Genomic DNA, 25090 nt, shown 5'->3' on the forward strand with positions numbered 1-25090 from the left:
ACTCGGCGCCTTCGGTCTCGACGCGGCCGAGGGCGTTTTACTTTGGTCGGATCAGCCCACGTACCGCCGCAGGATGCGGTCGACGGCCGTGCCGTACCCTTCTCCGAACAGCACGAGATGGGCGAGGAGGTAATAGAGCTGGTACAGGGGACGGCGGTCCGGATACCCCGGATCAACCGGGCGCACGCGCCGGTATGCGGCGTAGAAGGCCGGCGGAAAGCCGCCGAAGAGCTCCGTCATCGCCAGGTCCAGTTCCGGATCGCCGTAGAAAGCGGCCGGATCGATCAGATACGGGCGGGACTGCCGGTTCGCTTCGTCGCCACCCGGTGAGACCGGGAACCCGACCATCCAGTTTCCGCCCCACAGGTCGCCGTGAAGCAACGCCGGGTCGGGGCGATGCGCCAGCCAATCCTCGAGGCGATCGAGCAGCTTGCGCAGGCGGGCGGCGCGCTCGGCATTTAGAAGCCCCCGCCGGTCCGCTTCGGCCACGAGGGGAGCGAGGCGCAGGTCGCGGTAATAGGTCGGCCAGTCTGGACGCCACCCCGCGGGGAAGGGAAGCGGCCCGAGAAAGCTGCCCCCGTCCCAGCCGTAGGCGGAGCCGCACACGCGGTGCTGGCGCGCCAGCCCCTCTCCCAGTGCAACAGCCGCTTCAGCATGGTTCGGTTCCCGCTCGATCCACTCGAGAAGCAGGAACGGCGGGGCGTCCCCTTCCCCGTTGCCAACCGCGAGGACGCGGGGCACGCCGACGCCGGTATCCCGGTGGGCGTCGGCCAAGCGCGCCAGGCCTTTCGCTTCGGCGGCGAAGAAGTGCGGCGGGGCGTCGGGTCGCCATTTGAGAAAGAAGGTGCGGCGCTCGACCTTCACCTTCGCCGCGCGGCAGATGTCCCCGCCCCCAACGGGCACCACGCGCACATCGGCCGCGGGGCCGACGGTGTCCGCGAGGGCATTGCAAACAGCGGCGACCAGCGCGGCCGGGAGCGTCACGGCCGGTTCCCCCTCCGGCCCGCCGCATCCCCGTCACCCGGCGACTGCAGGGCGAGGTCGCGGCGGATGCGCTCCAAAAGCGCCGCGCAGCCGGCGTGGATCAGCTCATACACCTCGTCGAAGTTGCCGGTGTAGTACGGATCGGGAACGTCGGCCACAGGGGCGTCCGGCACCAGGTCGAGCAGGCGAAACACCTGCGGCTGCTTGGTCCGCCCGGGACGATGGAGATCCAGCATGCGGACCACCTCCCCCTGGTTCTCCGCGTCCATGGCCACGATGTAGTCGAAGCGCTCGGCGTCGTCCGGTACCACCTGTCGGGCGCGGATGCCCCGCCAGTCGATGCCGTTTTGGTCGAGAACGCGCCGCGTCCCTTCGTGGGGCGGCTCACCCACGTGCCAGTGGCCGGTACCGGCCGAATCGACCTCCACCACGCCGTCAAGCCCCGCTTCCTTCACCATGTGACGGAATACCGCCTCGGCCATCGGCGAGCGGCAGATGTTGCCCAGGCAAACGAACAGCACGCGGATCATGCGTCCATCCCTCCCGTATGCAGGATCGAGCACGCCAGCCAACCCGTGCGGTCAGCCAACACCATCGGGGGCCTCGAGGACCCCGATAGGCACCCGCCCGATATTGTACCATGCCGGCTCCGGGTACGTGCCCCTGGTACCGGCGGTTTCCACATCGATCTCGCGTTTCCGGGCTATAATGGGACAAGACGAACCGCGTTCGGCGCCCCAAGCATCGGGCACCGGCAAAGGAGGGGTTTCCATGCGCACCGCGCTTGTCGTCGGCCTGTTGCTGGTCATGGCCGCCTTCGCCGTCTACCAGAGCGCCACCCCGCCGGAGGAGGAGGCTTCGTCCGGTCCGCCTTCCCACGCGACGCCATCCGGAACCGCCACGGCAGAGGAAAAGCCGGCCATCGGTTTTCGTGCGCCGGCGTTTCGGCTTCCGACCCTCGAGGGCCAGGAAAGCGTCTTCCCGACGGGGGGTAGGCCGGCGGTTATCAATTTCTGGGCGTCGTGGTGCGGGCCGTGCGCGCGAGAAGCGCCCGATCTGGTCAAGCTCTACGAAACGTACAAGAACCGGGTGGATTTTTACGCCGTCAACCTGACCGACACCGACGACCTGGAGGATGTGCATACGTTCGTTCGGGCTCACGGGTTTTCCTTGCCCGTCCTCCTGGACGAGAAGGGTTCGGTGGCGAACCGGTATGCGGTGCAGGCCGTGCCCACCACGTTCTACGTCAATTCGGACGGCATCATTGTCGACGTGGTGCTCGGTGTCGTGCCCTACGCGGAGATGGAACGGCGCGTCAAGCGGGCACTGGGAGAGTGAAGGACGTTCGTGAGGCGGAACCGGGCTGCCACGAGGCGGCCGGGCTCCGCCTTTTTTGTCCCGGACGGTGAAGGGGCGACAAGCCCTTGCGGATTTCGGGGAAACGCGGTACGATAGGCGAAAGAATATTCATATTCGGAACGCTCATTCCGAATTTCGGAACAATCGCGCACATCCGCCGATCAGCGGGGGAGGTAAGGCATGCCGGAAAACGTCACGTCGAAGAACGTCACGCTGGTGCGGGCGATGCGGGTGCTCGATCTGTTCCGGGATCACGAACAACTGTCCCTTTCGGAAATTACCGCACGGTCGGGTCTCCCCAAGACCACCGTCTTCCGCATGGTCAGCGCCCTGGTGGACATGGGCTTTCTCACCCGCGATGCAGGCGGGGCATATCGCCTTGGCCTGCGGTTTCTGGAGTTCGGATGGCTTGTGGCCGAACGCCTCGACCTGCGCCGTGTGGCCCTTCCCGTCATGCAGGCGCTGCGCGACGAGGTGGGCGACGCGGTCAACCTGGTGGTACGCGACGGAACGGAGGCCATTTACATCGAGAAGGTGGAGGCGCTTCACCCCGTGCGCGTGTACACGCGCATCGGCCGCCGCGCCCCGCTCTACGCCGGGGCCTGTCCGCGCATCCTGCTGGCGTATCTGCCGGAAAGCGAACAGGAGCGCTACCTCCACCACGTGACCCTCACGCCCATCGGTGCCGGCACGATCACCGACCCCCAGCGCCTGCGCGCCGTGTTACGGGAAACACGCCAATGCGGATACACCGTCAGCCATTCCGAGCTGGAAACCGGCTCGTCGGCGGTGGCCGCCCCGGTGTTTGACCACACGGGCCAGGTGGTGGCCGGGCTCAGCGTGGCGGGACCAGAGGCCCACTATGCGCCGGACGCCTTGCCCGGGCTGATCGACAAGGTCAAACGCGCCGCCGCCGACATTTCCCGTCGGCTCGGATGGCAAGGCGGCTGAAAGGAGGGGGCACCATGGCAACTCCCGAGCACGCAACGCCCGTCATCCTGCCGCTGGGCGACACGGCCGTGCTGGTCCGCTTCGGCAGCACCGTCGATCCCGCCGTACATCGTCGCGCCCTCGCCCTGGCCGAATACCTGACGCGCCACCCCTTTCCCGGGTGTGTGGAGGCCGTTCCGGCGTACGCATCGGTGACCGTGCACTACGACCCGTGCGCCGTGCCCGTCTCCGCTGCCGCGCCGACGCCCTACGACGCCGTCCGCGCGCGGCTTTCCGCGCTGCTGGACGCGGTGGGGGAGGGGACGGAAGCGGCGGCGCGCACAGTGGAGATCCCCGTTTGCTATGGCGGCGAACACGGTCCGGATCTCGAGGCGGTGGCCGCCGCCTGCGGCCTGGCCCCGGAGGAGGTGGTGAGCCTGCACGCCGGGACGACGTACCGGGTGTACCTGATCGGTTTTGCGCCCGGCTTTCCGTACCTGGGAACGGTGCCCGAACCGATCCGCGTTCCCCGTCGCGGCACGCCGCGCGCTTCCGTGCCGGCAGGCTCGGTAGGCATCGCCGGGGCCCAAACGGGCATCTATCCCATGGAAACCCCGGGCGGGTGGCAGATCATCGGCCGCACGCCCATCCGGCTGTTTCAGCCCGACCGCGACCCGCCCTGCCTGCTCCGCGTCGGCGACCGGGTGCGCTTCCGGCCCATCTCCGCAGAGGCGTTTGCTGCCTGGCCGGAGGCCGACACCCTTGCCGAAAGGGCAAACCCGGACGATGGTACGGTGCATGCCCATGAAACCGAAACCGGTCCGGCAGGTGCAACGGCATGACGGTCACGGTGCTGCGCCCCGGCCTGCTCACCACTGTGCAGGACCTCGGCCGGCCCGGTTGGCAGCGCTTTGGCGTCCCGGTGGGCGGGGCAATGGATCCCGTGGCCCTGCGCGTGGCCAATGCGCTGGTGGGAAACAGCGAGGATGCCGCTGCCCTGGAGATCACCCTGCAGGGCCCGCGCCTGCGCTTTGACGCGGACGCGCTCATCGCCGTCTGCGGTGCCGACCTTTCGCCGACGGTGGACGGCATGCCCCTGCCGCAGTGGCGACCGGTGCTGGTGCGGCGGGGAAGCGTGCTCGCCTTCGGACGGCCGCGTTGGGGCGTGCGGTCCTACTTGGCCGTCGCCGGCGGGTGGGACGTGCCCAGCGTCCTCGGCAGCCGCAGCACCGATCGGCGCGCCGGCCTGGGGGGCATAGGCGGCCGCGCCTTGCGGGAAAGAGACCGGCTGCCCGCGGGCGTCCCCACGCCCCTGGCCCATCACCTGATGGCTGCCCTGTCCGGCCGGCTCGGCCGCCGCCCGCTGGCGTCGGTGACGTGGCGCGTCAGCCCCCGCGCCTATCCCGCCTACGCGGCCCCGCCGACGGTGCGCGCCCTGCGCGGCCCCGAGTTCGACGCGTTTTCCCCCGAGGCGCAGGCGGCCTTCTTTACGCGTCCCTTTCGCGTTACGCCGCAATCGGACCGCATGGGCTATCGCCTGGCCGGCCCGACCCTGGCGCTGCGGGAGCCGATCGAACTCGTGTCCGAAGGGGTGAGCACCGGCACAGTCCAGGTGCCGCCCGACGGCCAGCCCATCGTGCTCCTCGCCGACCGGCAAACCGCCGGCGGCTACCCGCGGATCGCCTGTGTGGCCACCGTCGACCTGCCCGTGCTGGCCCAAACGCCGCCGGGGGCCATTGTCCGCTTCCGCGAGGTGTCCATGGGCGAGGCCCAGGCGCTGCTGGTCCAGCGCGAGCAGCTACTTCGGCGGCTCCGGGCGGCCATTGCGTGGCGGCTGGCGGAATGCCCGTTGTAAGCCCACGAAGCCAAAGGGAGGAATGGGGATGCTCCGCATCGACCTCAACTGCGACATGGGAGAAAGCTTCGGCATCTGGCGCCTCGGCAACGACGAGGCCGTGCTGCCCTACATCACCTCGGCCAATATCGCCTGTGGTGTTCACGCCGGCGACCCGTCCACGATGCGCCGGACGGTGCGGATGGCCCTCGACCGCGGCGTCGCCGTGGGGGCGCATCCCGGGCTGCCCGACCTTGTCGGCTTTGGGCGGCGGAACCTGGCCATCACGCCCGCGGAGGCCTACGACCTGGTGGTCTACCAGGTCGGCGCCCTGGCCGCCTTCGTGAAGGCGGAGGGAGGGCGCCTCCAGCACGTCAAGCCGCACGGCGCCCTCTACAACATGGCGGCCAAGGACCGCGCCCTCGCCGACGCCATTGCCGCGGCGGTGGCCGCCGTCGATCCCGGGTTGATCCTCTTCGGCCTGGCCGGCAGCGAGCTGGTCCACGCCGGACAGCGCGCCGGCCTGCGCGTCGCCGCCGAGGCCTTCGCCGACCGCACGTACCAGGCGGACGGCTCGCTCACCCCGCGGCGGACGCCCGGTGCCGTGATCGACGATCCCAACCGGGCGGCAGAACAGGTCATTCGCCTGGTGAAGGAGGGGACGGTGCGCGCCCTCGATGGCACCGAGGTTCCCGTGCAAGCCGACACGGTTTGCCTCCACGGTGACGGCCCGCGGGCGGTGGAATTGGCCCGCGCGATCCGCGCCCGCCTAGAGGCCGAGGGCATCGCGGTGAGGGCGGTGGGAGCGGAATAAGCCAATCTCCTGCAAACGTTTGACCACATTCGCCACAGGGTCCAAGGAGGCATAGGGACGTCATGACACGCAACTGGAGCCTGCTGCTGGGTGCCGCGTTTCTCATGGCCACGTCGGCCATCGGACCCGGCTTCCTCACACAGACCACCGTCTTCACCGAACAACTCGGCGCAAGCTTCGGCTTTGTCATCCTGATGTCCATCCTCCTCGACATCGGGGCCCAGCTGAACATCTGGCGGGTGATCGCCGTGTCGGAAAAGCGGGCCCAGGACATCGCCAACGCCGTCTTGCCCGGGCTCGGCTACCTGCTTGCCGCGCTGATCGCCATGGGTGGGCTGGCCTTCAACATCGGCAACGTGGCCGGAGCGGGAATGGGCATGAACGTGCTGTTCGGACTCGACGTCAAATGGGGGGCGGTGCTGAGCGCACTCATCGCCGTGGCCCTCTTCCTCGTTCGCGAAGCCGGCAAAGCGATGGACCGTTTCGCTCAGTTGATGGGTTTTGTGATGATCGCGCTGACGCTGTACGTGGCTATCGTCTCGGGACCGCCCGTTGGCGAGGCAGTGGTGAAATCCTTCTGGCCCGACACCGTGGATACGCTGGCCATTGTCACGCTGGTCGGCGGCACCGTCGGCGGCTACATCACCTTTGCCGGCGGCCATCGCCTCCTCGACGCCGGGCTGCGCGGGCCGGGCGCCCTGCCGGAGGTAAGCCGCAGCGCCGTCTCGGGCATCCTGATCGCCTCGGTCATGCGCGTCGTACTGTTTTTGGCCGCCCTCGGTGTCGTATCCCAAGGCCTGGCCCTCAATCCGGATAACCCGCCCGCCTCGGTCTTCCAGCATGCCGCCGGCACAGTGGGGTACAAGCTGTTCGGGATGGTCATGTGGGCCGCCGCGGTGACGTCCATCGTCGGGGCCGCTTACACGTCGGTGTCGTTCCTGCGCAGCTTCAGCCGCATTCTTGATCGGCATCACCAGTGGGTTATCATTGCCTTCATTCTCATCTCCACCCTCGTGTTTATCGCCGTCGGCCGGCCGGTGAAGGTGCTCATCCTCGTCGGCGCGCTGAACGGGTTGATCTTGCCCCTTGCCCTCAGTGTAATCCTGATTGCCGCCTACCAAAAGCGGATTGTCGGAACCTATCGGCATCCGGTGTGGCTCGCCGTGTTTGGTGGCGTGGTGGTGATCGCCATGGCCTATCTGGGCGTGAAAACGCTGACCATCGAACTTCCAAAATTATTGCAATAGGCGATTTTCCAAACGTGAGGGAAACCCGTCTCCAACGCCATTGCCGCGCAACCGAAGAGGAGGAAAGGAGATGCGCGACATCGCAAAGCTTTCGCCTCACGAGGCACGGATGATGATCCGCCGGGGCGAGTGGGTGCGTCCCACGCCCGGCATGGCGAATGGGTACGTGCAAGCCAATTTGGTGGTGCTGCGAAAAGAATGGGCCTTCGACTTCTTGCTCTTTTGCCAGCGAAACCCCAAACCATGCCCCGTGCTTGACGTAACCGAACCCGGTTCGCCGGTTCCCGAGCAGGTGGCACCCACGGCCGATCTGCGCACCGATGTGCCGAAGTATCGGATTTACCGCCACGGCGAACTGGTGGAGGAGACAACCGATTTGCTGTCCCATTGGCAAGACGACTTTGTTGCCTTTCTTCTGGGCTGCAGCTTCACCTTTGAAAAGGCCCTGCTGGACGCCGGGATTCCCGTGCGCCACCTCGAAGAAGGGAAAAACGTGCCCATGTACCGCACAACCCTCCCGTGTCGGAAAGCGGGACCCTTCGAAGGACCGCTGGTGGTCAGCATGCGGCCCATTCCGGCCCAAGACGTCGCCCGCGCGGTGCAGGTAACGGCTCGCTTTCCGGCGGCCCACGGCGCCCCGGTGCATATCGGTGCCCCGGAGGCCATCGGCATTCACGATCTTTCCCGGCCCGACTTCGGCGATCCGGTGACCATTCGGGAAGGGGAAATTCCCGTCTTCTGGGCTTGCGGCGTGACACCCCAGGCAGTGGCCATGGCCGCCAAGCTCGACCTCATGATCACCCACGCCCCCGGGCACATGTTCATCACCGACCTGCGGGATGAAGCATTGGCGGGCATGTGATTCCTCCCGAAGCCTACGGGGAAAAATTCGTGAACAGCAAGTTAAGGCGGCGCGAACGAGGCGCCGCCTTTTGTATAACAGTAATTGGAAGAAGCAGGAATCTTTTTTGCCTTGTCGAAAAATGCATGATTGTGATTTTGATTTTGGGATTGTGATGCTGTACAGACGGGCAACAGGAGGAGACACCATGCGCCTCGATGAGCTGGTCCGCGGCCTCACGGTGCGCGGGTTGGTGCCGGATCAAGCTGTAACCCTAATTGATGTGACGCGTTACGGCAAGGACGCCGTAGAAGTCACGTACAAAGACCCGAGCGGCCGCGTCGGCAACCAGCTCCTCTTTCAGCATCAAGCCGAGCGCCTTGAACCGGTGCAGCCTGACGCGCAATGGTCGTTCCGGGCCGATGGCGCACGCTTTCGCCTGGCTGTGGAAGCCCTGCGCATCCGACTGGCTCACCTGTTTGACCCGCTTTTGGCCGTACATACCTCTTTAATCGAACCGCTGCCCCACCAAATCGCCGCCGTCTACGGCATCATGCTCAAGCGCCAGCCGCTGCGTTTCCTTTTGGCCGACGACCCCGGGGCGGGGAAGACCATCATGGCCGGGTTGCTCATTAAGGAGCTGATGCTCCGCGGCGAGGTGCAGCGCTGCCTGATCGTGGCTCCGGGCAGCCTTGTCGAGCAGTGGCAGGACGAGCTGGAAAGCAAGTTCCACCTGCGTTTTGCCCTGTTGACACGGCAGTCCTTTGCTGAATCGCCCTCGGGCAACCCCTTTGCGGAGCAGCCGCTGCTCATTGCCCGTCTCGATCACCTCAGCCGCGATGGGGAGGCCCAGGCCAAGCTGGCCAAAACGGAATGGGACCTCGTCATCGTCGACGAGGCCCACAAGATGGCGGCGACGCGCTTTGGCAGCGAGATCAAGGAGACGAAGCGCTTCAAGCTGGGCAAGCTCCTGTCGCGCATTGCCCGCCATTTCCTGCTCATGACCGCCACGCCGCACAACGGCAAGGAAGAGGATTTCCAGCTCTTTCTCTCCCTGCTCGATCCCGACCGCTTTGAGGGGCGGTACCGTGACGCGACGCTCGGTCCCATTGACGACCTCATGCGCCGCCTGACGAAGGAACAGCTGGTCACCTTTGACGGCAAACCGCTCTTTCCTGAGCGCCGGGCCTACACCGTCACCTACCAGCTGTCGCCGGAAGAGGCCGAGCTCTATCAAGCGGTGACCGCCTACGTACGCGAACAGTGGAACCGCATTGACCGTTTGGCGGACCATGAAAACCAGCGCCGCACGGTGGGGCTGGCCCTCACCATTTTGCAGCGTCGCCTGGCGTCATCACCGGAGGCCATCTACCAATCGCTGCGCCGACGGCGGGAGCGGCTCGAAGGCTGGCTGCAGGAGGTGCGGCGGAAAGCCCACGTCGGACACCTGTCTTTCTGGCAACCGTCCTTGGAAATGGAAGCTCCGGACGATCTTGAAGATCTGGATGATCTGTCCGATGATGAAGAAGTGGAAGCGGAGATCGCCCACCGGGCCACTGCGGCGCGCACCGTGGCCGAACTGGAAGCAGAAATCGCCGTCTTGCGGGAACTGGAGGAGAAGGCCCGCCGCCTGCGGCAAAGCGGTCGCGACCGCAAATGGGAAGAGCTGGCCCTGTTACTTGAAGGGGATCCCAATCGGGAGGCATCCCACTGGATGCGCGACGAGCACGGCCAGCGGCGCAAGCTGGTCATCTTCACCGAGCACCGCGACACGCTCCACTACCTCGCCGAGAAAATCCGCAACCTCCTCGGGCAGCACGAGGCGGTGGTGACGATTCACGGCAGCATGCGGCGCGAGGAGCGGAAGGAAGCACAGGAACGGTTTTGCCATGACCCCGCCGCCGTGGTGCTCATCGCCACCGACGCGGCGGGGGAGGGCATCAACCTGCACCGCGCCGCCCATCTCATGGTCAACTACGACCTGCCCTGGAACCCCAACCGCCTCGAACAGCGGTTCGGGCGCATCCACCGCATCGGCCAGCGCGAGGTGTGCCACCTGTGGAACCTGGTGGCCGAAGGGACGCGGGAGGGGGACGTGCTCGCCCACCTGCTGCGCAAGCTGGAGGCCGAACGGAAGGCCCTCGGCGGGGCCGTTTTCGACATCTTGGGCAAGCTCTTTCAGGGCAACCGGCTGCGCGACCTGCTCATTGAAGCCATTCGCTATGGAGAGCGGCCCGACGTGCGCGCGCGGCTGCACCAGGTGGTCGACCAAGAACTAGACCGCGAGCGGCTGGCCAAGCTGCTGCAGGAGCACGCCCTGACCGGGGAGCTCCTGGACCCGAACACCCTGCAGCGCGTACGCGACGAGATGGAGCGCGCCGCTGCCCGCCGCCTGCAGCCGCATTTCATCGCCTCTTTCTTCCGCAACGCCTTTGCCCACCTTGGCGGACAGATCCGCGAACGGGAGAAGGGGCGCTACGAGATCATCGCCGTGCCGCCGGCCGTGCTGCGCCGTGCCCGCGAGCGTTCCCGGGGCGCGCCCGTGCTGCCTCGTTATGCCCGCGTCTGCTTCGACAAGACGCTGATGGACATTCCCGGCAAACCGGCCGCGGAGTTTTTGTGCCCCGGCCATCCGCTCCTCGACGCCGTCGTTGACCTCATTCTTGAGCGGCACGGCGATGCCCTTCGGGAAGGGGCCATCCTGGTGGACGAACACGATCACGGCCAAGAAATGCGCGTGCTCGTAATGCTGGAGCACGCCATCTGCGACGGGACGGTGCTGCCGAACGGGGAGCATCGTGTGGTGTCGAAGCGGCTGGTTTTCGTGGAAATTCCGCCCGATGGCGCTCCCTGCGCGGCCGGGTACGCGCCGCACCTCGACCTGCGCCCGCTGACGGAAGAGGAGCGAGCGCGCATCCAACCGCTGCTCGAACAGCAAACGTGGGCGCGCGCGGCCGTCGAAAACCAGGCCCTAGAGTACGCCATCCGCCAACTGGTACCGGAGCATATGCACGAGGTGGAGGCCCTGCGCACGGAACAGGTGGCCAAAACGCGCCGTGCGGTTCGGCAGCGCCTGCTGGAGGCCATTGCCTATTGGGACCGGCGCGCCGCCGAGCTGCGCATGCAGGAGCGTGAGGGCAAGCCCAACGCCCGCCTCAACGCGGAAAACGCTCGCCGCCGCGCCGACGAGCTGGAGGAACGCCTGAGACGGCGAATGGCCGAGCTGGACCGGGAAGCGCAGCTCTTCGCCCGCCCGCCGGTGATCCTCGGTGCGGCCCTGGTCATTCCAGTGGGGCTTTTGCGCGTAGAAGGAGAAACCGCCGGCGCGCACGAGGGGACCTCATCGGACGAACGCCGGATGGTGGAACGTATTGCCATGGAAACGGTGATGGCGGTGGAACGCGCCCTGGGCCACGAGCCGCGCGACGTGTCAGCCGACCGCCGCGGCTACGACATTGAATCGCGCGACAGACAGACGGGGACGCTCCGCTTCATTGAGGTGAAGGGACGCGTTGCCGGTGCGCCGACCGTCACGGTGACGCGGAACGAAATCCTCACCGCCCTCAACCGCCCCGACGCCTACTGGCTGGCCGTGGTGGAAGTGGCCGACGGGCGCGCCCAGCGCGTGGTTTACATCCGCCAGCCCTTCCGCAACGAGCCCGACTTCGCCGCCACCAGCGTGAACTACGATTTGCCTGAGCTTATGGCCAAAGGAGAGGACCTGACGTGGCTTATCGGAAGAAGCTGATTGAGGTAGCGTTGCCGCTTGAGGCCATCAACCGCGAATCGGCACGGGAAAAGTCGCTCCGCCACGGTCACCCATCGACGCTTCACCTTTGGTGGGCACGCCGCCCCCTTGCCGCGGCCCGGGCAGTACTCTTTGCCAGTTTGGTGGACGACCCCGGCAACGACCTGCCGCCCGATGCCGCATCAAAAGAGCGGGAACGGTTGCACCGCCTGATCGAACGGCTGGTGAAATGGGAGAACGCCCAGGACGAGGCCGTGCTCCATGAAGCGCGGCTGGAGATTGCCCGAAGCATCGCGCGGGAAAAAGGGCTAACGCTGTCCGATCCGCCCACGCCGGATACCGTGCGGGCCTTTTTGGAAGAGCACGCCCCGCCGGTGCTCGATCCCTTCGCCGGCGGCGGGAGCATTCCCCTTGAGGCGCAGCGCCTTGGCCTCATGCCCGTGGCCAGCGACCTCAACCCGGTCGCCGTGCTCCTCAACAAGGCCCTGATTGAGATCCCGCCGCGCTTTGCCGGCCGGCCTCCGGTCAATCCCGAGGCCCGGCGCCGTCTGGCCGACGGCGACTGGAAGGGCGCCACCGGCCTTGCCGAAGACATTCTGTATTTCGGCCGGTGGATGCGCGACGAGGCAGAAAAGCGCATTGGCCATCTGTACCCCAAGGTACGGCTGCCTGAGGAGCAGGGCGGTGGCGAGGCGACGGTGATCGCCTGGCTCTGGGCGCGTACGGTGCGCTGCCCCAATCCCGCCTGCGGGGCAGAAATGCCGCTCGTTCGCTCGTTCTGGCTATCAAAGCGAAAGGGAAACGAAGCATGGGTGGAACCGGTGGTTGACCGCACGCAGAACCCGCCGGCGGTGCGTTTTGTTGTGCACACAGGCCGTGGCGCGCCGCGGGAGGGGACGGTGCTGAGTCGAAAAGGAGCGGTTTGTTTATGCTGTGGTGAACCTGTAACTCTTAAATACATTCAAGGAGAGGGACAAAAGGGAAAAATCGGTTCCATTTTGCTAGCGATCGTCGCAGAAGGAACGAAAGGTCGTGTTTATTTAACTCCGATAACAGATCATGAACATATAGCGAAAAAAGCTTACCCACAATGGAAACCAATACAAAACCTTCCTTATGACCCGAGAGCTATCTGGTGCACACTTTACGGTCTCACGACTTATGCCCACCTCTTTACCCCGCGACAGCTGGTGGCGCTCAACACCTTCAGCGACCTGCTGGACGAGGTGGAGGAGCAGGTGCGCGCGGCGGCCGTTGCCGCCGGTTGGGTAGACGACAACGTGCCGCTGCGGGAAGGAGGCAGTGGTGCCCAAGCCTACGCCGAGGCGGTGCGGGTGTATTTGGCATTAGCTATTGATCGGAGTGCAGACTATTGGTCAAGTATTAGCACATGGACTGCACCAGCAGAAAAAATGGGACACACTTTTGCTCGTCAGGCCTTGCCCATGGTTTGGGATTACGCTGAAGCAAATCCCTTCAGTGACTCTAGTGGTAATTGGTCAGGTGCTGTGGAATGGGTGGCTAAGGTGGTCGAATACTTACCGGCTAATGGTTCAGGAGAAGCCGTGCAAGCTGACGCAGCCAAAGCAATCCCTAATAGACGACCCTTCGTAGTTTCTACCGACCCACCATACTACGACAATATTGGATACGCCGACCTGTCGGATTTCTTCTACATCTGGCTTCGACGAAACCTGCGCTCAGTCTACCCTGACCTGTTTGCTACAATGCTCGTACCTAAAGCAGAGGAGCTTGTAGCTACGCCGTACCGTTTTGGTGGAGATAAGGAAGCAGCCAGACGCCATTTTGAAGAGGGTCTGCGTCATGCTTTTCGTTTGATGAAACAGCGCACTCATCCAGATTACCCGATGACCCTCTACTATGCCTTCAAACAACAGGAAAGCAAAGTGGAAGAAAATAAACATGATGGGGATGGTTCCATTATATCCACGGGATGGGAATCAATGCTCAATGCCCTCTTGGCCGAGGGCTTCCAGATTACTGCTACATTGCCTTTGCGTACAGAGCGCACCGCCCGCGCACTCGCCCTAGGCACCAACGCCCTCGCTTCCTCCATCGTCTTGGCCCTGCGCCCGCGCCCGGAGGATGCCCCCGTCGTGCCGCGGCGCATCTTCCTCACCCAGCTGCGCCGGGAGCTGGCCGAGGCGCTGCAAACGCTCAAGAGCGGCAACATCGCCCCCGTCGACCTGGCCCAGTCCCTCATCGGTCCGGGCATGGCCGTCTTCTCCCGTTATAAGCAGGTGCTGGAGGCCGACGGCTCCCCGATGACCGTCCGCACGGCGCTGGGGCTCATCAACCAGGTGCTGGACGAGCTCCTCGCCGAGCAGGAGGGCGACTACGATGCCGACACGCGCTGGGCCCTGGGCTGGTTTGAACAGTACGGCTACCGCGAGGGGCCCTACGGCGACGCCGAGACGCTGGCTGTGGCCAAAAACACGAGCGTTAAGGGCCTCGAGGAGGCGGGCATCCTCGAAGCCCGCGCGGGGAAAGTGCGCCTCAAGAAGCGCGAGGAATACCGCGACGAGTGGGATCCGGAGGCCGACACGCGCCTGGCGCTGTGGGAGGCCGTCCATTACGTGGCCCAGGCCCTCGAACGGCGCGGGGAAGAAGCCGCCGCTGCCCTCTTGGCTCGGCTCGGGGCGCGCGCCGATGGGGTGCGCGAGCTGGCCTACCGCTTGTACACGTTGTGCGACCGCAAGCAGCTGGCCGCCGACGCGCTGGCCTTCAACCTGCTCGTGACGCTGTGGCCGCGCCTCAAAGAAAAAGCCGGGAGCCTGACATCCAGCACGACCGGCTCGCTGTGGTAAGGTTTTCGCACCAGGCTACAAGAACGTTCCAATGCACGAGAAAAAAATCGTAGTCCGAAACGGGGAGAGGAGGGGACTTCCATGGCCACGAGCAACCGCGAACGGGTGGGCAAGGGCCTGGAAATTCTCCAGGAAGCCCTCAGCGAGTACCTGAGAGGCAGGCTGAAGGCCCACTTCGGCCGCGGCTGGTTTGTAGAAGGTGTGGAACCACATCTTACGGGCACCGTGGGTATCGACGCCATCCGCCACGACGGGTCCGACGACGAAAAGTTTGCTAAGCTCGACGTGCAGGCCCTCCTCATCGTCATGTGGAACAACTGGCGCACCCTCTTTGCTGGCCAGTTCGGGCACAGCGAGCGCAGCTACGTCAGCGAGCTGCGCGAGGTGCGCAACCAGTGGGCCCACCAGCAGCCCTTTTCCACCGGCGATGCCCTGCGCGCCCTCGACACGATGCACCGCCTCCTCACCGCCATCCGCTCGCCCCGGGCAGACGAGGTGGGGAAGATGGTGCGCGACCTGCAGCTGGTGCTCCTGCGCGAAGAGGAGCGCAAGCTGGCCCAGCAGCGCACCCTCGAGCCCACCCGCGTGGAGGCCCTTGCCCACCTCAAGCCCTGGCGCGAGGTGGCCACGCCCCACGACGACGTGGCCCAGGGCCGCTTCCAGGAAGCCGAATTCGCCTGCGACCTGGCCCAGGTGATCGCCGGTGAGGCCGAGCCGGAATACCAGGATCCCACGGAATTCTTCCGCCGGACGTACCTTACCGAGGGGCTGCGCGAGGTGCTGAAGCTGGCCATTCTGCGCCTCACCGGAAAGGGCGGCGCCCCGGTGGTGCAGCTGCAGACCTCCTTCGGCGGCGGCAAAACCCATACCATGCTCGCCCTGTACCACCTCTTCGGCGGGGAGGTGCGCCTTTCCGAGGTGCCCGACCTGGCCGAGCTGGTGCGCGAGGTGGACGAGGACCTTCCGGTGGCCAACCGCGCCGTCATCGTCGGCACCAAGCTGTCGCCCACCGAGCCGCGCACCTATCCCGACGGGGTGGTGACGCACACCCTGTGGGGCGAGATCGCCTACCAGCTGGGCGGCAAAGAAGCCTACGAGCTGGTGCGCCGGGAGGACGAGACGGGCATTGCTCCGGGTTCGGACAAGGTGAAGGAGCTCCTGTTCCGCTACGGCCCGGCCCTCATCCTGATCGACGAGTGGGTGGCCTTCGCCCGCAATCTCTATCACCCCAATGCCGACCTGCGCCTGCCCGCCGGCAGCTTTGACGCCAACCTCACCTTTGTGCAGACCCTGACCGAAGGGGCCAAGCGGGTCAAGGACGCGCTGGTGGTGGCCAGCATCCCGCAGTCAGACATCGAGGTGGGCGGGGAAGGGGGGCGCGCCGCCCTCGAACGCCTCCAGCACACCTTTGGCCGCCTGGAGACGATCTGGAAGCCGGCCACGCGCGAGGAAAGCATGGAGATCGTGCGGCGGCGCCTCTTCCAGCACATCGACGAAGAGGCCCGGGACAAAGTGGTGCGCGAATTCATGGCCTTCTACCGCAACAACCGCACGCTCTTTCCCAGCCACGTGCAGGAGCGGGAATATGAGCGGCGGTTCCGCATGGCCTACCCCATCCACCCGGAGCTGTTTGACCGCCTGTACGAGGACTGGTCGACGCTGGAACGCTTCCAGCGCACCCGCGGCGTCCTGCGGTTCATGGCCCTGGTGATCCACCGCCTGTGGCAGGTGGGGGACCGCTCGGTGGTGATCCTGCCTGGTACTCTGCCCCTCGACAGCCAGCAGGTGGCTTCCGAGCTGACCAAGGTGCTCGAGTACGGCTGGCACCCGGTCCTTGACGCCGACGTGGACGGTGAACAGTCGCGCGCCCACCAGCTTGACCTGGCCAATCCCCACTTTGGCCGGCTGTCGGCCTGCCGCCGCGTGGCACGCACGATCTTTCTGGGTACCGCGCCCCACGGTACGCAAACAAGCGGCACGCGGGGCATCGAAGAAGGCCGCATCCTCCTCGGCTGCGTGCTCCCGGGCGAGCAGGTGCACGTATTCGGCGACGCCCTTCGCCGGCTGCAGGAGGAGCTGACCTACCTCTATGCCGACGGCCGACGGTACTGGTTCAGCACCCGCGCCACCGTCAACCGCGTGGCCCAGGAGCGGGCCGGCCAGTGGACGGACCAGGACGTGGAGGCGGAAATCGTCCGCCGTCTGCGCGAGCACGTAAAACGCGAGAAGGGACCGTTCCACGCCGTTCATGTGGCCCCCTATGACGGCCAGGAAGTGGCCGACGAGCCGGCCGTGCGCCTGGTCATCTTGCCGCCGCGGGAAGCGCACCGCAAGGGCCTCGAGGAAACCCGGGCCATCCAGCTGGCCGCGCGCATCCTCGAAGAGCGTGGCAATATGCCCCGGCTGTACCGCAACATGCTCGTCTTCCTCGCCACCGACGCCGGGCGTTGGGACAGCCTGGCGCAGGCGGTGCGCCTGTACCTGGCCTGGAAATCGGTCGAGGAGGACAGCGAACAGCTCAACCTGGACATGCACCAGCAGCACATGGTCAAAAGCCAGATTCGCCACTGGGATCAGACGGTGAATGTCCGCCTGCAGGAGGCATACGACTGGCTGCTGGTGCCCACGCAAGACGGCATCGGGCCGGTGCAGTGGGAAGCGTTGCGCCTGGCCGGCACCAGCGGGGAAAACCTTGCCGTGCGCGCGGGAAACAAAATGGAAGAAAGCGGTCATCTCGTCCTGTCCTTCCACCCACAACTGTTGGCGGGGGAACTGCAAACATGGCTGTGGCGTGACAACCGCCACCTGCCGATAAAAGAAGTGTGGACGTGCTATGCCCGCTACCTCTACCTGAGCCGCCTGCGCGATGCCGAGGTCCTCAAACAGGCTGTTGAAAAGGGCTTGGCCAGCAAGGAGCATTTCGGCTATGCGAAGGCCGCTCACGCCGACGGCACGTACGACGGATTTGTATATGGGATCATCGGAGCCCGGGTATCCGTGGAAGACGGCGTGCTCATCCGCCCCGATGTGGCCAGGGCCTATGAAGGGGCGTTGAAAAAGCGAGAGGAACAAGACAACCTTGAACGAAAACCGGGAGAAGGATCTGGCGGCAGCACTAACCCCGGCGGTTCCGGGGGCAGCGCCGTCAATCCACCGGGGCCGGGACCCGGACCGGAACCGATTGACCCGCCGGTGGGTCCCCCTATTGTCCCGCCACCGCCTAAGGTGCGCCGCCTCAACCTGACAGCTAACGTGCCACCGGAACGGTTGATCGGGAAAGTATCCGATATCTACCATGAGCTGCTGGCGCACCTACTACGCCTCGACGCTGCCGAGGTGGAAGTAAAACTGGACATCGAAGTGCGCATCCCCAACGGCCTGCCCGATCACGTGCAGCGCGTAATCAATGAGAACGCGCGGGTGTTGGGGGTTAATGTTCTGGAGTTTGAGGAATAAGCGGAGGGGGCGGCTGACCACGCAGCTGCCCCCCCATTATACCGAGTAGGAGAGAGGGGCAATGGGCACGTGCATCTACTGCGGAAAGCCCGCCGGAATCTTTCGCAAAAAGCATCGCGAATGTGCGGAAAAACGTGATCAAGGCTGGAACGAAATCATCCGGTTGGCTAGGGAAGCGGCAATTGGCACCTACCCCTTAGAAGACGTTACCAACCGCTCTGCGGCAATTGCCGCAAATAGCTTTCTCTCTTCAAACGAAATCCGTGAGGCGTTAGTAACCGGTTGGGAGAAGGCCGTAGAGCATTTTTTGGAAGACGGCAACCTAGAACCCCAGGAAGAATCCCGGCTCGTTGCCTTTGCCGAGCACTTTGAACTGACGCAAGAGGATCTGGACATGAATGGCGCGTACACGTGTTTTGTGAAAGGACTGGTGTTGCGCGACTTGATGGAGGGAAAAGTTCCCGAACGCTTTCGACCCGTCGGCCAGTTGCCCTTTAACTTTCAGCGAAAGGAGAAGCTTATTTGGGCCTTCAACGATGTGAAGTATTATGAAGACCGGACGCGCCGTCGGTATACGGGCGGCAGCCGCGGCGTAAGCATCCGGATCGCCAAAGGAGTCTATTACCGCGTGGGCTCCTTCCGAGGGCACCCCATCGAAACCACCGAGCGCATTCACGTCGATACCGGAATCCTTGCCGTAACGACGAAACATCTCTATTTCTACGGCCCTAAGAAAAGCTTCCGGATCCGTTTTGACAAGATCGTTTCGTTCACGCCCTATTCCGACGGGATCGGAATCCAACGGGACGCCGCCACGGCAAAGCCGCAGATTTTTGTCACCGGCGACGGCTGGTTTACGTATAATTTGCTACTCAACCTTTCAAATCTGGAGAATTAATGGGAGCGCCGCACCGGCTTGTTGGTGCGGCGCCATTTGTGTACCCACTGGAAAAGCAAGCGGGGCGGATCGGTTGGCACGGGTTTTTGGTTGTATATACTGAAAGTTGATTCGAACACTAAGAAAATTAATATTGAGAAAAAAGATAAGATTAGCCTAAAATAATCCCAAACAACAATCTCAACACCATCTAAAGGGGGGTCTTCTCTTGAGCGAGACGCTGGCTTATCGCACACCCCTCACCCCGGCCATGTTTCTCGAGCGAACGGTCGTTGCTTTCCCCGACCAAGTGGCGGAGGTGGAGGGGGACCGTCGTTACACATACCGCGAACTGCATGAACAGGTTCACCGCCTCGGGAATGCCCTGACGCGCCTTGGCGTGAAGCGCGGCGACCGCGTGGCCGTGCTCGCCCCCAACACGCGCATGGCGCTTGAGGCGCACTTGGCCGTCCCGTTGATCGGGGCCGTTCTTGTCCCCATCAACATTCGCTTATCACCGCAAGAAATTGCGTACATTCTTGATCACTCCGAGGCGAGCGTTCTCCTGGCGGACTCTGAGTTTGTGACGCACGTCCGGCCGATCTTGAAAAACGCGAAAGCCCTCAAAGCGGTTGTCGTCGACGGAGATGGCATGACGCAGAGCGAAACGAATGGGTTTCACGAGGCCGGTCTAACCTGGAGGATTTACGAAGAATGGCTGGCACAGGCGCCCTTTGACATCCTGCCCATTGCGGTTCAAGACGAATGGGAACTGATCTCCATCAACTACACGAGCGGAACCACGGGACGCCCGAAAGGCGTCATGCTGCACCATCGAGGGGCCTTTCTCAATGCGTTGTCGGAAGTCATTGAAACCAGGCTTGACCCGCAAAGTGTTTACCTCTGGACGCTTCCCATGTTTCATGCAGCGGGATGGTGCTTCTCCTGGGCGGTTACCGCCGTCGGTGCCCGGCATGTCCTTCTGCGCAAGGTCGATCCCAAGCAAATCGTCCACCTGATTGAATGCGAAGGCGTGACCCATTTCTGCGCTGCACCGACCGTGCTCACCATGTTGGTGCAATACCTAAACGACGCAGGGCGCGCCTTCCCCCATCCGATCCATATCATCACCGCTGCCTCACCACCCAGCCCGTCTCTGCTCCGCCAGATTGAACGTCTGGGAGGAAAGGTCACGCACGTTTACGGCCTTACTGAAGTGTACGGACCGTTTACGATCAACGAATGGCGCACCGAATGGGAGGCGCTTCCGCTTGAAGAACGGGCAAAGCTCAAAGCGCGCCAAGGCATTCCCTATATCGGGCTCGGAGAGCTCATGGTGGTCGATTCCGAAATGCGGCCGGTTCCAAAGGACGGCCAGACGATGGGCGAAGTCGTCATGCGCGGCAACGGCGTCATGCTCGGCTATTACAAAGCCCCGGAGGAGACGGAAAAAGCTTTTCGCGGCGGCTGGTTTCACACCGGCGATGTCGCCGTCTGGCATCCGGACGGTTACATCGAACTCAAAGACCGGCAAAAAGACATCATCATTTCGGGCGGGGAAAATATCAGTTCTATCGAAGTTGAACGGACGCTCCTCGAACATCCCGCAGTGCTTGAAGTGGCCGTGATCGGCATTCCCGACCCCAAATGGGGGGAAGTCCCCAAAGCGTTCGTCACCGTGCGCCCAGGGCATCAGGTGACGGCGGATGAGCTGATTGGGTTTTGCCGGGAGCGTTTGGCTCATTTCAAATGTCCAAAAGCCATTGAATTCGGAGAGTTGCCCAAGACAAGCACGGGGAAAATTCAAAAACACGTGTTGAAAAATCGAGAATGGCAGGGGATGGAAAGTAAAATTAGATAAAAAAGATTAAGGAGGTTTAGAAATGAAGGATTTAATCCTATACGATCGCCGGGGGCCAGTTGGCTGGTTGACCCTGAATGATCCCGACCGGCATAACACGCTGACGGTCGATCTCATGGAAGCCTTGGAAACGAAGTTGCGCGCGATCGCCAGCGCGCGAGACGTGGCGGTCGTCGTGCTCCAAGGCATACCCAAAGTGTTCTCGTCGGGACACAACTTGCGCGAGATTCAAGAACGAGACCTGCAAGACGTCTACGCCCTCTTTGAACAAAGCTATCGTCTCAAACGAACGATCCGCGAGATGCCCCAAGTGATCATCGCCAAGGTGCAGGGCATCGCCGTCGCCGCCGGCCTGGAACTCGTCGCCGTGGCGGATTTGGCGGTAGCAGCAGAAAGCGCCCGCTTTGGAACAACGGGCATTCGATGGGGACTTTTTTGCAGTACGCCGGGTGTGTTTCTTAGCCGCAACGTGCCGCGCAAAAAAGCGGCCGAACTGTTGTTCACCGGCCGTCTCGTGAGCGCGAAGGAAGCCGAAGCGATGGGGCTGGTGAACCGCGTGGTGCCGGACGATGAACTCGACGCGGCCACCGAAGCGCTGGCCTTGGAAATTGCCGCCCACAGCTTAAACGTCATCGAGATCGGCAAACGTCTGTTCTATCAACAGTTGCCGCTCGAGGATTGGACCGCGCTCGCATTCGCGACTGAAGTGATTGTCCGCAACAGCAAACACCCCGACGGCATCCACGGCATTCAATCCTTCATCGAAAAACGAGCTCCCCGCTGGCAAGACGGTGTGACACGCGACTGATCCTCTCAAGCTTACGTGCGTGTTTGCCTTTTCCCAAGCGCACGAGTCTGCCTTTTATGGAAATACGCGTAAGAGAACCCTCCGCCCGGCTCTAAGTCAATAACTGTGGATGGGAGGTCAACCAAGCCAAGGGCATAAAAGCGAGGAGCATCTTCCGCACATAGATTTCGCGGTTGCGGAACCCGTAGCTGATTCGTTTGAGCAGCTTGATCTTGGTGTGAACGCCCTCCGTGTAGCCGTTTGAAACACGCCAGGTGTGGTAGGCCAGAATCGCCTCGCGCCAGCGGCGGAGCGTGCGTCCCCACTGCAGGAGCGCGGCATCGCTTGCCGACTGGGTCTCAAAGATCACGCGGTCCAGGATGGCTGCGGCTTCGTCTCGATTGGAGGCGCGGTAGACGTCTCGCAGCTGCTCTTTGACCCAGTGAAAGTGGGCCACGTTCTTGTGATGCTTCCGAATGGCGGCAAGCTGGGCAGCTTGGCGTTCAGTGAGATCGTCCTCGTTCTTCAAAAGCGGCCATCGAGGCAGGCGTACCCCGGTCACCTGCTGTTCCACAAGCCGTGCTTCGTCAACCCGCCGATTCGCGTCCTGGATAACGTGAAACGGATCTGCCACGATGACAGCGCCGGGCAAAGCGCGCTTCACGGCATGGCGCCAAGCATCCTTCAGGTCGATGCATACGGCCCGAATGCGCCGACGAACCGTATCCGGCAACTGTCGCAAAAAGCGCTCCAGCGTTTTCATGCGGTCATCCGGCAAGATGGCCAAAAGGCGCCGTTTTGGCCATACGCACGTGACCGTGACCATCATGTCACGGCCGCGATAGCTGTGTTCATCGATGCTCAGCACGAACGCATCAACATCCCGGAGGGCTTCCTCGAGGTTTATCTGCTGGCCTACGCACCGGAAAAGCAGACGGCGCAAGGTGCTGGTGCTTGTTCCGCTTTCCTGGGCGGCACGACGAAAACTGCCTGCTTTCAGGCGCTGGAGCAAAAGGGCTTCGGCCCGTTCGGTCCTGCGTGCCCAGGGGCGAATGCCAGGGAAGCGTTCGGTGAACACTTTTCGACAGGCCGTGCACTGGAAGCGCCGGGGACGTACCCAGAGGTAAACTGGTTTCTCGTTGCACCAGGTGTGCAGCTTCCGTTTCCATTCGCGCGCACGATCGTAGACGCGGCGTGTCAGCTGTCCACAATCCGGACACCGCGCTTCCTTACGCGGCCGACCTGCGTAGACGTGGATGCTGTCGGATTGATGGACGGTACGGTAAACAATCCACGATTGTAAGCCGAACATTTCTGCGGTAAGCTTGTTCATAGGCGGTCGCGAGCCTCCTTCGGGATGTGGTGTGCTTAACTATCCCTTGGCTCGTCGACCGCCTTTTCCTCTTAGTTCCCACACTTTTTAGCGTAGAGCCCCTCCGCCCTTGACAATTCCCACTTCCTCATGCTAAAGTAGCATTGAGATTGCGCCGCCTGCCGATTCTGCAGGCGCTTTTCTTTTGTAAGGGGGTGACATCATGGCCCAAATGACGATCGATTTCAGCCGCTACTTCGTCCCGCCGAACCTGAAGGAAGCGAAAAAGCGCGGAAAGGAAGCCGTCAACGTCATCCGCGATTTCGATATACCCGAGGACATGAAGGACATCGGCCGCGGCCGCACCTACCTCATCCGCACCTACGGCTGCCAGATGAACGTCCACGACAGCGAGACGATCGCCGGCATCCTCGAGCGGATGGGGTACGCGCCGACGGAGGATGAGCGCGAGGCGGACATCATCCTCTACAACACCTGCGCCGTACGCGAAAACGCGGAGGACAAGGTGTTCGGCGAGCTGGGCCGCCTCAAGGGGCTCAAGCGCACCAAGCCTGAGCTCATCCTGGGCGTGTGCGGGTGCATGTCGCAGGAGGAGGCAGTGGTGAACCGCATCCTGCAGCGCTACCCGCACGTCGACCTCATCTTCGGGACGCACAACATCCACCGGCTGCCCGTCCTGCTGCGCGAGGCCCTCTACTCGAAAGAGATGGTCGTCGAGGTGTGGTCGAAGGAAGGCGACATCGTCGAGAACCTGCCCAAGGTGCGGCAGGACGGTGTCCGCGCGTGGGTGAACATCATGTACGGGTGCGACAAGTTCTGCACCTACTGTATCGTGCCGTACACGCGCGGTAAGGAGCGCAGCCGCCTGCCCCAGGACGTGCTGGCCGAGGTGCGCGACCTGGCCCGCCAAGGCTACATGGAAGTGACGCTCCTCGGGCAGAATGTCAACGCCTACGGCAAGGACTTCGTCGACCTCGACTACGACTTCGCCGATCTCCTCGACGACATCCGCAAGATCGGCATCCCGCGCGTGCGGTTCACCACGAGCCACCCGCGCGACTTCGACGACAAGCTGATCGAGGTGCTGGCCAAGGGCGGCAACCTGGTGGAGCACATCCACCTGCCCGTGCAGTCGGGCAACTCGGAAATCCTCAAGCGGATGGCCCGCAAGTACACGCGCGAGCAGTACCTGGAGCTCGTGCGCAAGATCAAGGAGGCCATCCCGGGGGTCTCCCTGACGACGGACATCATCGTCGGCTTCCCCGGCGAGACGGAAGCGCAGTTCCAGGACACCCTGTCCCTCGTGCGGGAAGTGGAGTTCGACGCCGCCTATACCTTCGTCTATTCGCCGCGCCCGGGCACGCCGGCGGCAGAAATGGAGGACAACGTGCCGCTGGAGGAGAAGAAGGACCGCCTGCACCGCCTCAACGCCGTGGTGGACGAGATCGCCCGCAAGAAGAATGAGGCCCTGCGCGGCCAGGTGGTCGAGGTGTTGGTGGAAGGTCGGAGCAAGACCAACCCGAACATGCTCTCTGGCCGCACGCGCACGAACAAGCTCGTCCATTTCCCGGGCGGTGAGGCGCTGGTGGGCAAGCTGTTGCCGGTGAAGATCACCGAGGCCCACGCCCACACCCTCTACGGCGAGGCCCTCGTTGCCAGCGGGGTGTGACGCCGTGGCCAATGCTGACACCGGCGTGACGGCCGAAGACGTCCTGGCCAAGGCGCGCCAACTGGCCGATTACCTGGCCTCATGTGAGGAAGTGGTGCGCTTCCGCCAGGCCGAGGAGCGGATCAAGCAGAACGAGAAGGTTCGGCGCATCACCGACGAGATTCGCCGCAAGCAGAAGCAGGCCACAGCCTTTGATCACTTCCGGAAGCCCGGATTGGCCCGGCAGATGGACGCGGAGGTGGCGGCGCTCCTGCGCCAGCTCGACGAGATCCCCCTCGTACAGGAATACAAAGCGCTGCAGGCCGACCTGAACGAGGTCCTGCAGCTCATCACCGACGTGATTGCGCAGACGGTTTCGGGGACCCTCGACGTCAAAACGGGCGCGGACTGATCGACAAGCGCCGCACAGCAGGCCTGCACGCCGCATCGTTGACCGGTGCGGGCAGTGAAAACCCTGCGGGGAATACACCCGCAGGGCTTTTTGTGCTTTCCGGGCCCGGCGGTGATTTTTGTGCACCTAGA

At 63.7% G+C, this 25090-nt stretch carries 18 protein-coding genes; 15 read left to right on the forward strand and 3 right to left on the reverse strand.

Features of this window, described 5'->3' with window-relative positions; genetic code table 11:
• Positions 1 to 51: 51 nt before the first annotated feature.
• Together ACYQ0Z_RS07945 and ACYQ0Z_RS07950 are read right to left on the reverse strand one after the other, a co-directional pair.
• Entirely contained in the window at positions 52 to 984 is a 933-nt protein-coding gene (locus ACYQ0Z_RS07945) for a fructosamine kinase family protein (protein ID WP_459866414.1), read from the reverse strand.
• Complete coding sequence (locus ACYQ0Z_RS07950; protein WP_459866417.1) at positions 981 to 1514, reverse strand: low molecular weight protein-tyrosine-phosphatase; 534 nt, start codon at positions 1512 to 1514, stop codon at positions 981 to 983. Before ACYQ0Z_RS07950 ends, ACYQ0Z_RS07945 begins: the two co-directional genes overlap by 4 nt.
• Before the next feature lie 241 nt (positions 1515 to 1755).
• Between ACYQ0Z_RS07950 and ACYQ0Z_RS07955 the strand changes: the two genes are divergently transcribed.
• From ACYQ0Z_RS07955 to ACYQ0Z_RS08015, 13 genes are all read left to right on the forward strand, one after another.
• Positions 1756 to 2322 carry a TlpA family protein disulfide reductase gene (locus ACYQ0Z_RS07955; RefSeq protein WP_459866420.1) on the forward strand — a complete coding sequence of 189 codons (567 nt, stop codon included), beginning with the start codon at positions 1756 to 1758 and terminating at the stop codon, positions 2320 to 2322.
• Positions 2323 to 2523: 201 nt separating this feature from the next.
• Entirely contained in the window at positions 2524 to 3294 is a 771-nt protein-coding gene (locus ACYQ0Z_RS07960) for an IclR family transcriptional regulator (RefSeq protein WP_459866423.1), read from the forward strand.
• 14 nt (positions 3295 to 3308) lie between these two features.
• Positions 3309 to 4115, forward strand: coding sequence for a 5-oxoprolinase subunit PxpB (pxpB, locus tag ACYQ0Z_RS07965; protein ID WP_459866426.1), 807 nt, complete (start codon positions 3309 to 3311; stop codon positions 4113 to 4115).
• Positions 4112 to 5128 (forward strand): 5-oxoprolinase subunit C family protein, encoded by a 1017-nt coding sequence (locus ACYQ0Z_RS07970; protein ID WP_459866429.1) that lies wholly within the window; start codon positions 4112 to 4114, stop codon positions 5126 to 5128. Before pxpB ends, ACYQ0Z_RS07970 begins: the two co-directional genes overlap by 4 nt.
• A gap of 28 nt (positions 5129 to 5156) precedes the next feature.
• Positions 5157 to 5921 (forward strand): LamB/YcsF family protein, encoded by a 765-nt coding sequence (locus ACYQ0Z_RS07975; protein ID WP_459866432.1) that lies wholly within the window; start codon positions 5157 to 5159, stop codon positions 5919 to 5921.
• A 62-nt stretch (positions 5922 to 5983) separates the two neighbouring features.
• Entirely contained in the window at positions 5984 to 7168 is a 1185-nt protein-coding gene (locus ACYQ0Z_RS07980; RefSeq protein WP_459866435.1) for an NRAMP family divalent metal transporter, read from the forward strand.
• A gap of 70 nt (positions 7169 to 7238) precedes the next feature.
• Positions 7239 to 8030: a putative hydro-lyase gene (locus ACYQ0Z_RS07985; RefSeq protein ID WP_459866438.1), complete on the forward strand. Its 792-nt coding sequence runs from the start codon at positions 7239 to 7241 to the stop codon at positions 8028 to 8030.
• A gap of 187 nt (positions 8031 to 8217) precedes the next feature.
• Positions 8218 to 11757 (forward strand): protein NO VEIN domain-containing protein, encoded by a 3540-nt coding sequence (locus ACYQ0Z_RS07990; protein ID WP_459866441.1) that lies wholly within the window; start codon positions 8218 to 8220, stop codon positions 11755 to 11757.
• Positions 11736 to 14585: a DUF1156 domain-containing protein gene (locus ACYQ0Z_RS07995; RefSeq protein ID WP_459866444.1), complete on the forward strand. Its 2850-nt coding sequence runs from the start codon at positions 11736 to 11738 to the stop codon at positions 14583 to 14585. Before ACYQ0Z_RS07990 ends, ACYQ0Z_RS07995 begins: the two co-directional genes overlap by 22 nt.
• 81 nt (positions 14586 to 14666) lie before the next feature.
• On the forward strand, positions 14667 to 18041 hold the full coding sequence (locus ACYQ0Z_RS08000; protein ID WP_459866447.1) for a DUF499 family protein: 3375 nt from the start codon (positions 14667 to 14669) through the stop codon (positions 18039 to 18041).
• A 61-nt stretch (positions 18042 to 18102) separates the two neighbouring features.
• Positions 18103 to 18939 (forward strand): hypothetical protein, encoded by an 837-nt coding sequence (locus ACYQ0Z_RS08005; protein WP_459866450.1) that lies wholly within the window; start codon positions 18103 to 18105, stop codon positions 18937 to 18939.
• Positions 18940 to 19147: 208 nt separating this feature from the next.
• On the forward strand, positions 19148 to 20779 hold the full coding sequence (locus ACYQ0Z_RS08010) for an acyl--CoA ligase family protein (protein ID WP_459866453.1): 1632 nt from the start codon (positions 19148 to 19150) through the stop codon (positions 20777 to 20779).
• 22 nt (positions 20780 to 20801) lie between these two features.
• Positions 20802 to 21587: an enoyl-CoA hydratase-related protein gene (locus tag ACYQ0Z_RS08015; RefSeq protein ID WP_459866456.1), complete on the forward strand. Its 786-nt coding sequence runs from the start codon at positions 20802 to 20804 to the stop codon at positions 21585 to 21587.
• Between the two features lie 91 nt (positions 21588 to 21678).
• On the opposite strand, the gene ACYQ0Z_RS08020 is transcribed toward ACYQ0Z_RS08015, so the two are convergent.
• The gene (locus ACYQ0Z_RS08020; RefSeq protein ID WP_459866459.1) at positions 21679 to 22899 is read right to left on the reverse strand and encodes an ISL3 family transposase; all 1221 of its coding nucleotides are present in this window, start codon (positions 22897 to 22899) and stop codon (positions 21679 to 21681) included.
• Between the two features lie 202 nt (positions 22900 to 23101).
• Between ACYQ0Z_RS08020 and miaB the strand changes: the two genes are divergently transcribed.
• Positions 23102 to 24568 (forward strand): tRNA (N6-isopentenyl adenosine(37)-C2)-methylthiotransferase MiaB, encoded by a 1467-nt coding sequence (miaB, locus tag ACYQ0Z_RS08025; protein ID WP_459866462.1) that lies wholly within the window; start codon positions 23102 to 23104, stop codon positions 24566 to 24568.
• A gap of 4 nt (positions 24569 to 24572) precedes the next feature.
• Positions 24573 to 24959 (forward strand): YlbF/YmcA family competence regulator, encoded by a 387-nt coding sequence (locus ACYQ0Z_RS08030; protein WP_459866465.1) that lies wholly within the window; start codon positions 24573 to 24575, stop codon positions 24957 to 24959.
• The last annotated feature ends 131 nt before the right edge of the window (positions 24960 to 25090 follow it).

The organism is Calditerricola yamamurae, assembly GCF_054654135.1.

Bases quoted from the DNA above. Each gene is read 5' to 3' on its own strand.
- ACYQ0Z_RS07950 (WP_459866417.1), bottom strand. From the start codon at position 1,514: ATGATCCGCGTGCTGTTCGTTTGCCTGGGCAACATCTGCCGCTCGCCG.
- ACYQ0Z_RS07955 (WP_459866420.1), top strand. From the start codon at position 1,756: ATGCGCACCGCGCTTGTCGTCGGCCTGTTGCTGGTCATGGCCGCCTTC.
- ACYQ0Z_RS07960 (WP_459866423.1), top strand. From the start codon at position 2,524: ATGCCGGAAAACGTCACGTCGAAGAACGTCACGCTGGTGCGGGCGATG.
- pxpB (WP_459866426.1), top strand. From the start codon at position 3,309: ATGGCAACTCCCGAGCACGCAACGCCCGTCATCCTGCCGCTGGGCGAC.
- ACYQ0Z_RS07970 (WP_459866429.1), top strand. From the start codon at position 4,112: ATGACGGTCACGGTGCTGCGCCCCGGCCTGCTCACCACTGTGCAGGAC.
- ACYQ0Z_RS07975 (WP_459866432.1), top strand. From the start codon at position 5,157: ATGCTCCGCATCGACCTCAACTGCGACATGGGAGAAAGCTTCGGCATC.
- ACYQ0Z_RS07980 (WP_459866435.1), top strand. From the start codon at position 5,984: ATGACACGCAACTGGAGCCTGCTGCTGGGTGCCGCGTTTCTCATGGCC.
- ACYQ0Z_RS07985 (WP_459866438.1), top strand. From the start codon at position 7,239: ATGCGCGACATCGCAAAGCTTTCGCCTCACGAGGCACGGATGATGATC.
- ACYQ0Z_RS07990 (WP_459866441.1), top strand. From the start codon at position 8,218: ATGCGCCTCGATGAGCTGGTCCGCGGCCTCACGGTGCGCGGGTTGGTG.
- ACYQ0Z_RS08000 (WP_459866447.1), top strand. From the start codon at position 14,667: ATGGCCACGAGCAACCGCGAACGGGTGGGCAAGGGCCTGGAAATTCTC.
- ACYQ0Z_RS08005 (WP_459866450.1), top strand. From the start codon at position 18,103: ATGGGCACGTGCATCTACTGCGGAAAGCCCGCCGGAATCTTTCGCAAA.
- ACYQ0Z_RS08015 (WP_459866456.1), top strand. From the start codon at position 20,802: ATGAAGGATTTAATCCTATACGATCGCCGGGGGCCAGTTGGCTGGTTG.
- ACYQ0Z_RS08020 (WP_459866459.1), bottom strand. From the start codon at position 22,899: ATGAACAAGCTTACCGCAGAAATGTTCGGCTTACAATCGTGGATTGTT.
- miaB (WP_459866462.1), top strand. From the start codon at position 23,102: ATGGCCCAAATGACGATCGATTTCAGCCGCTACTTCGTCCCGCCGAAC.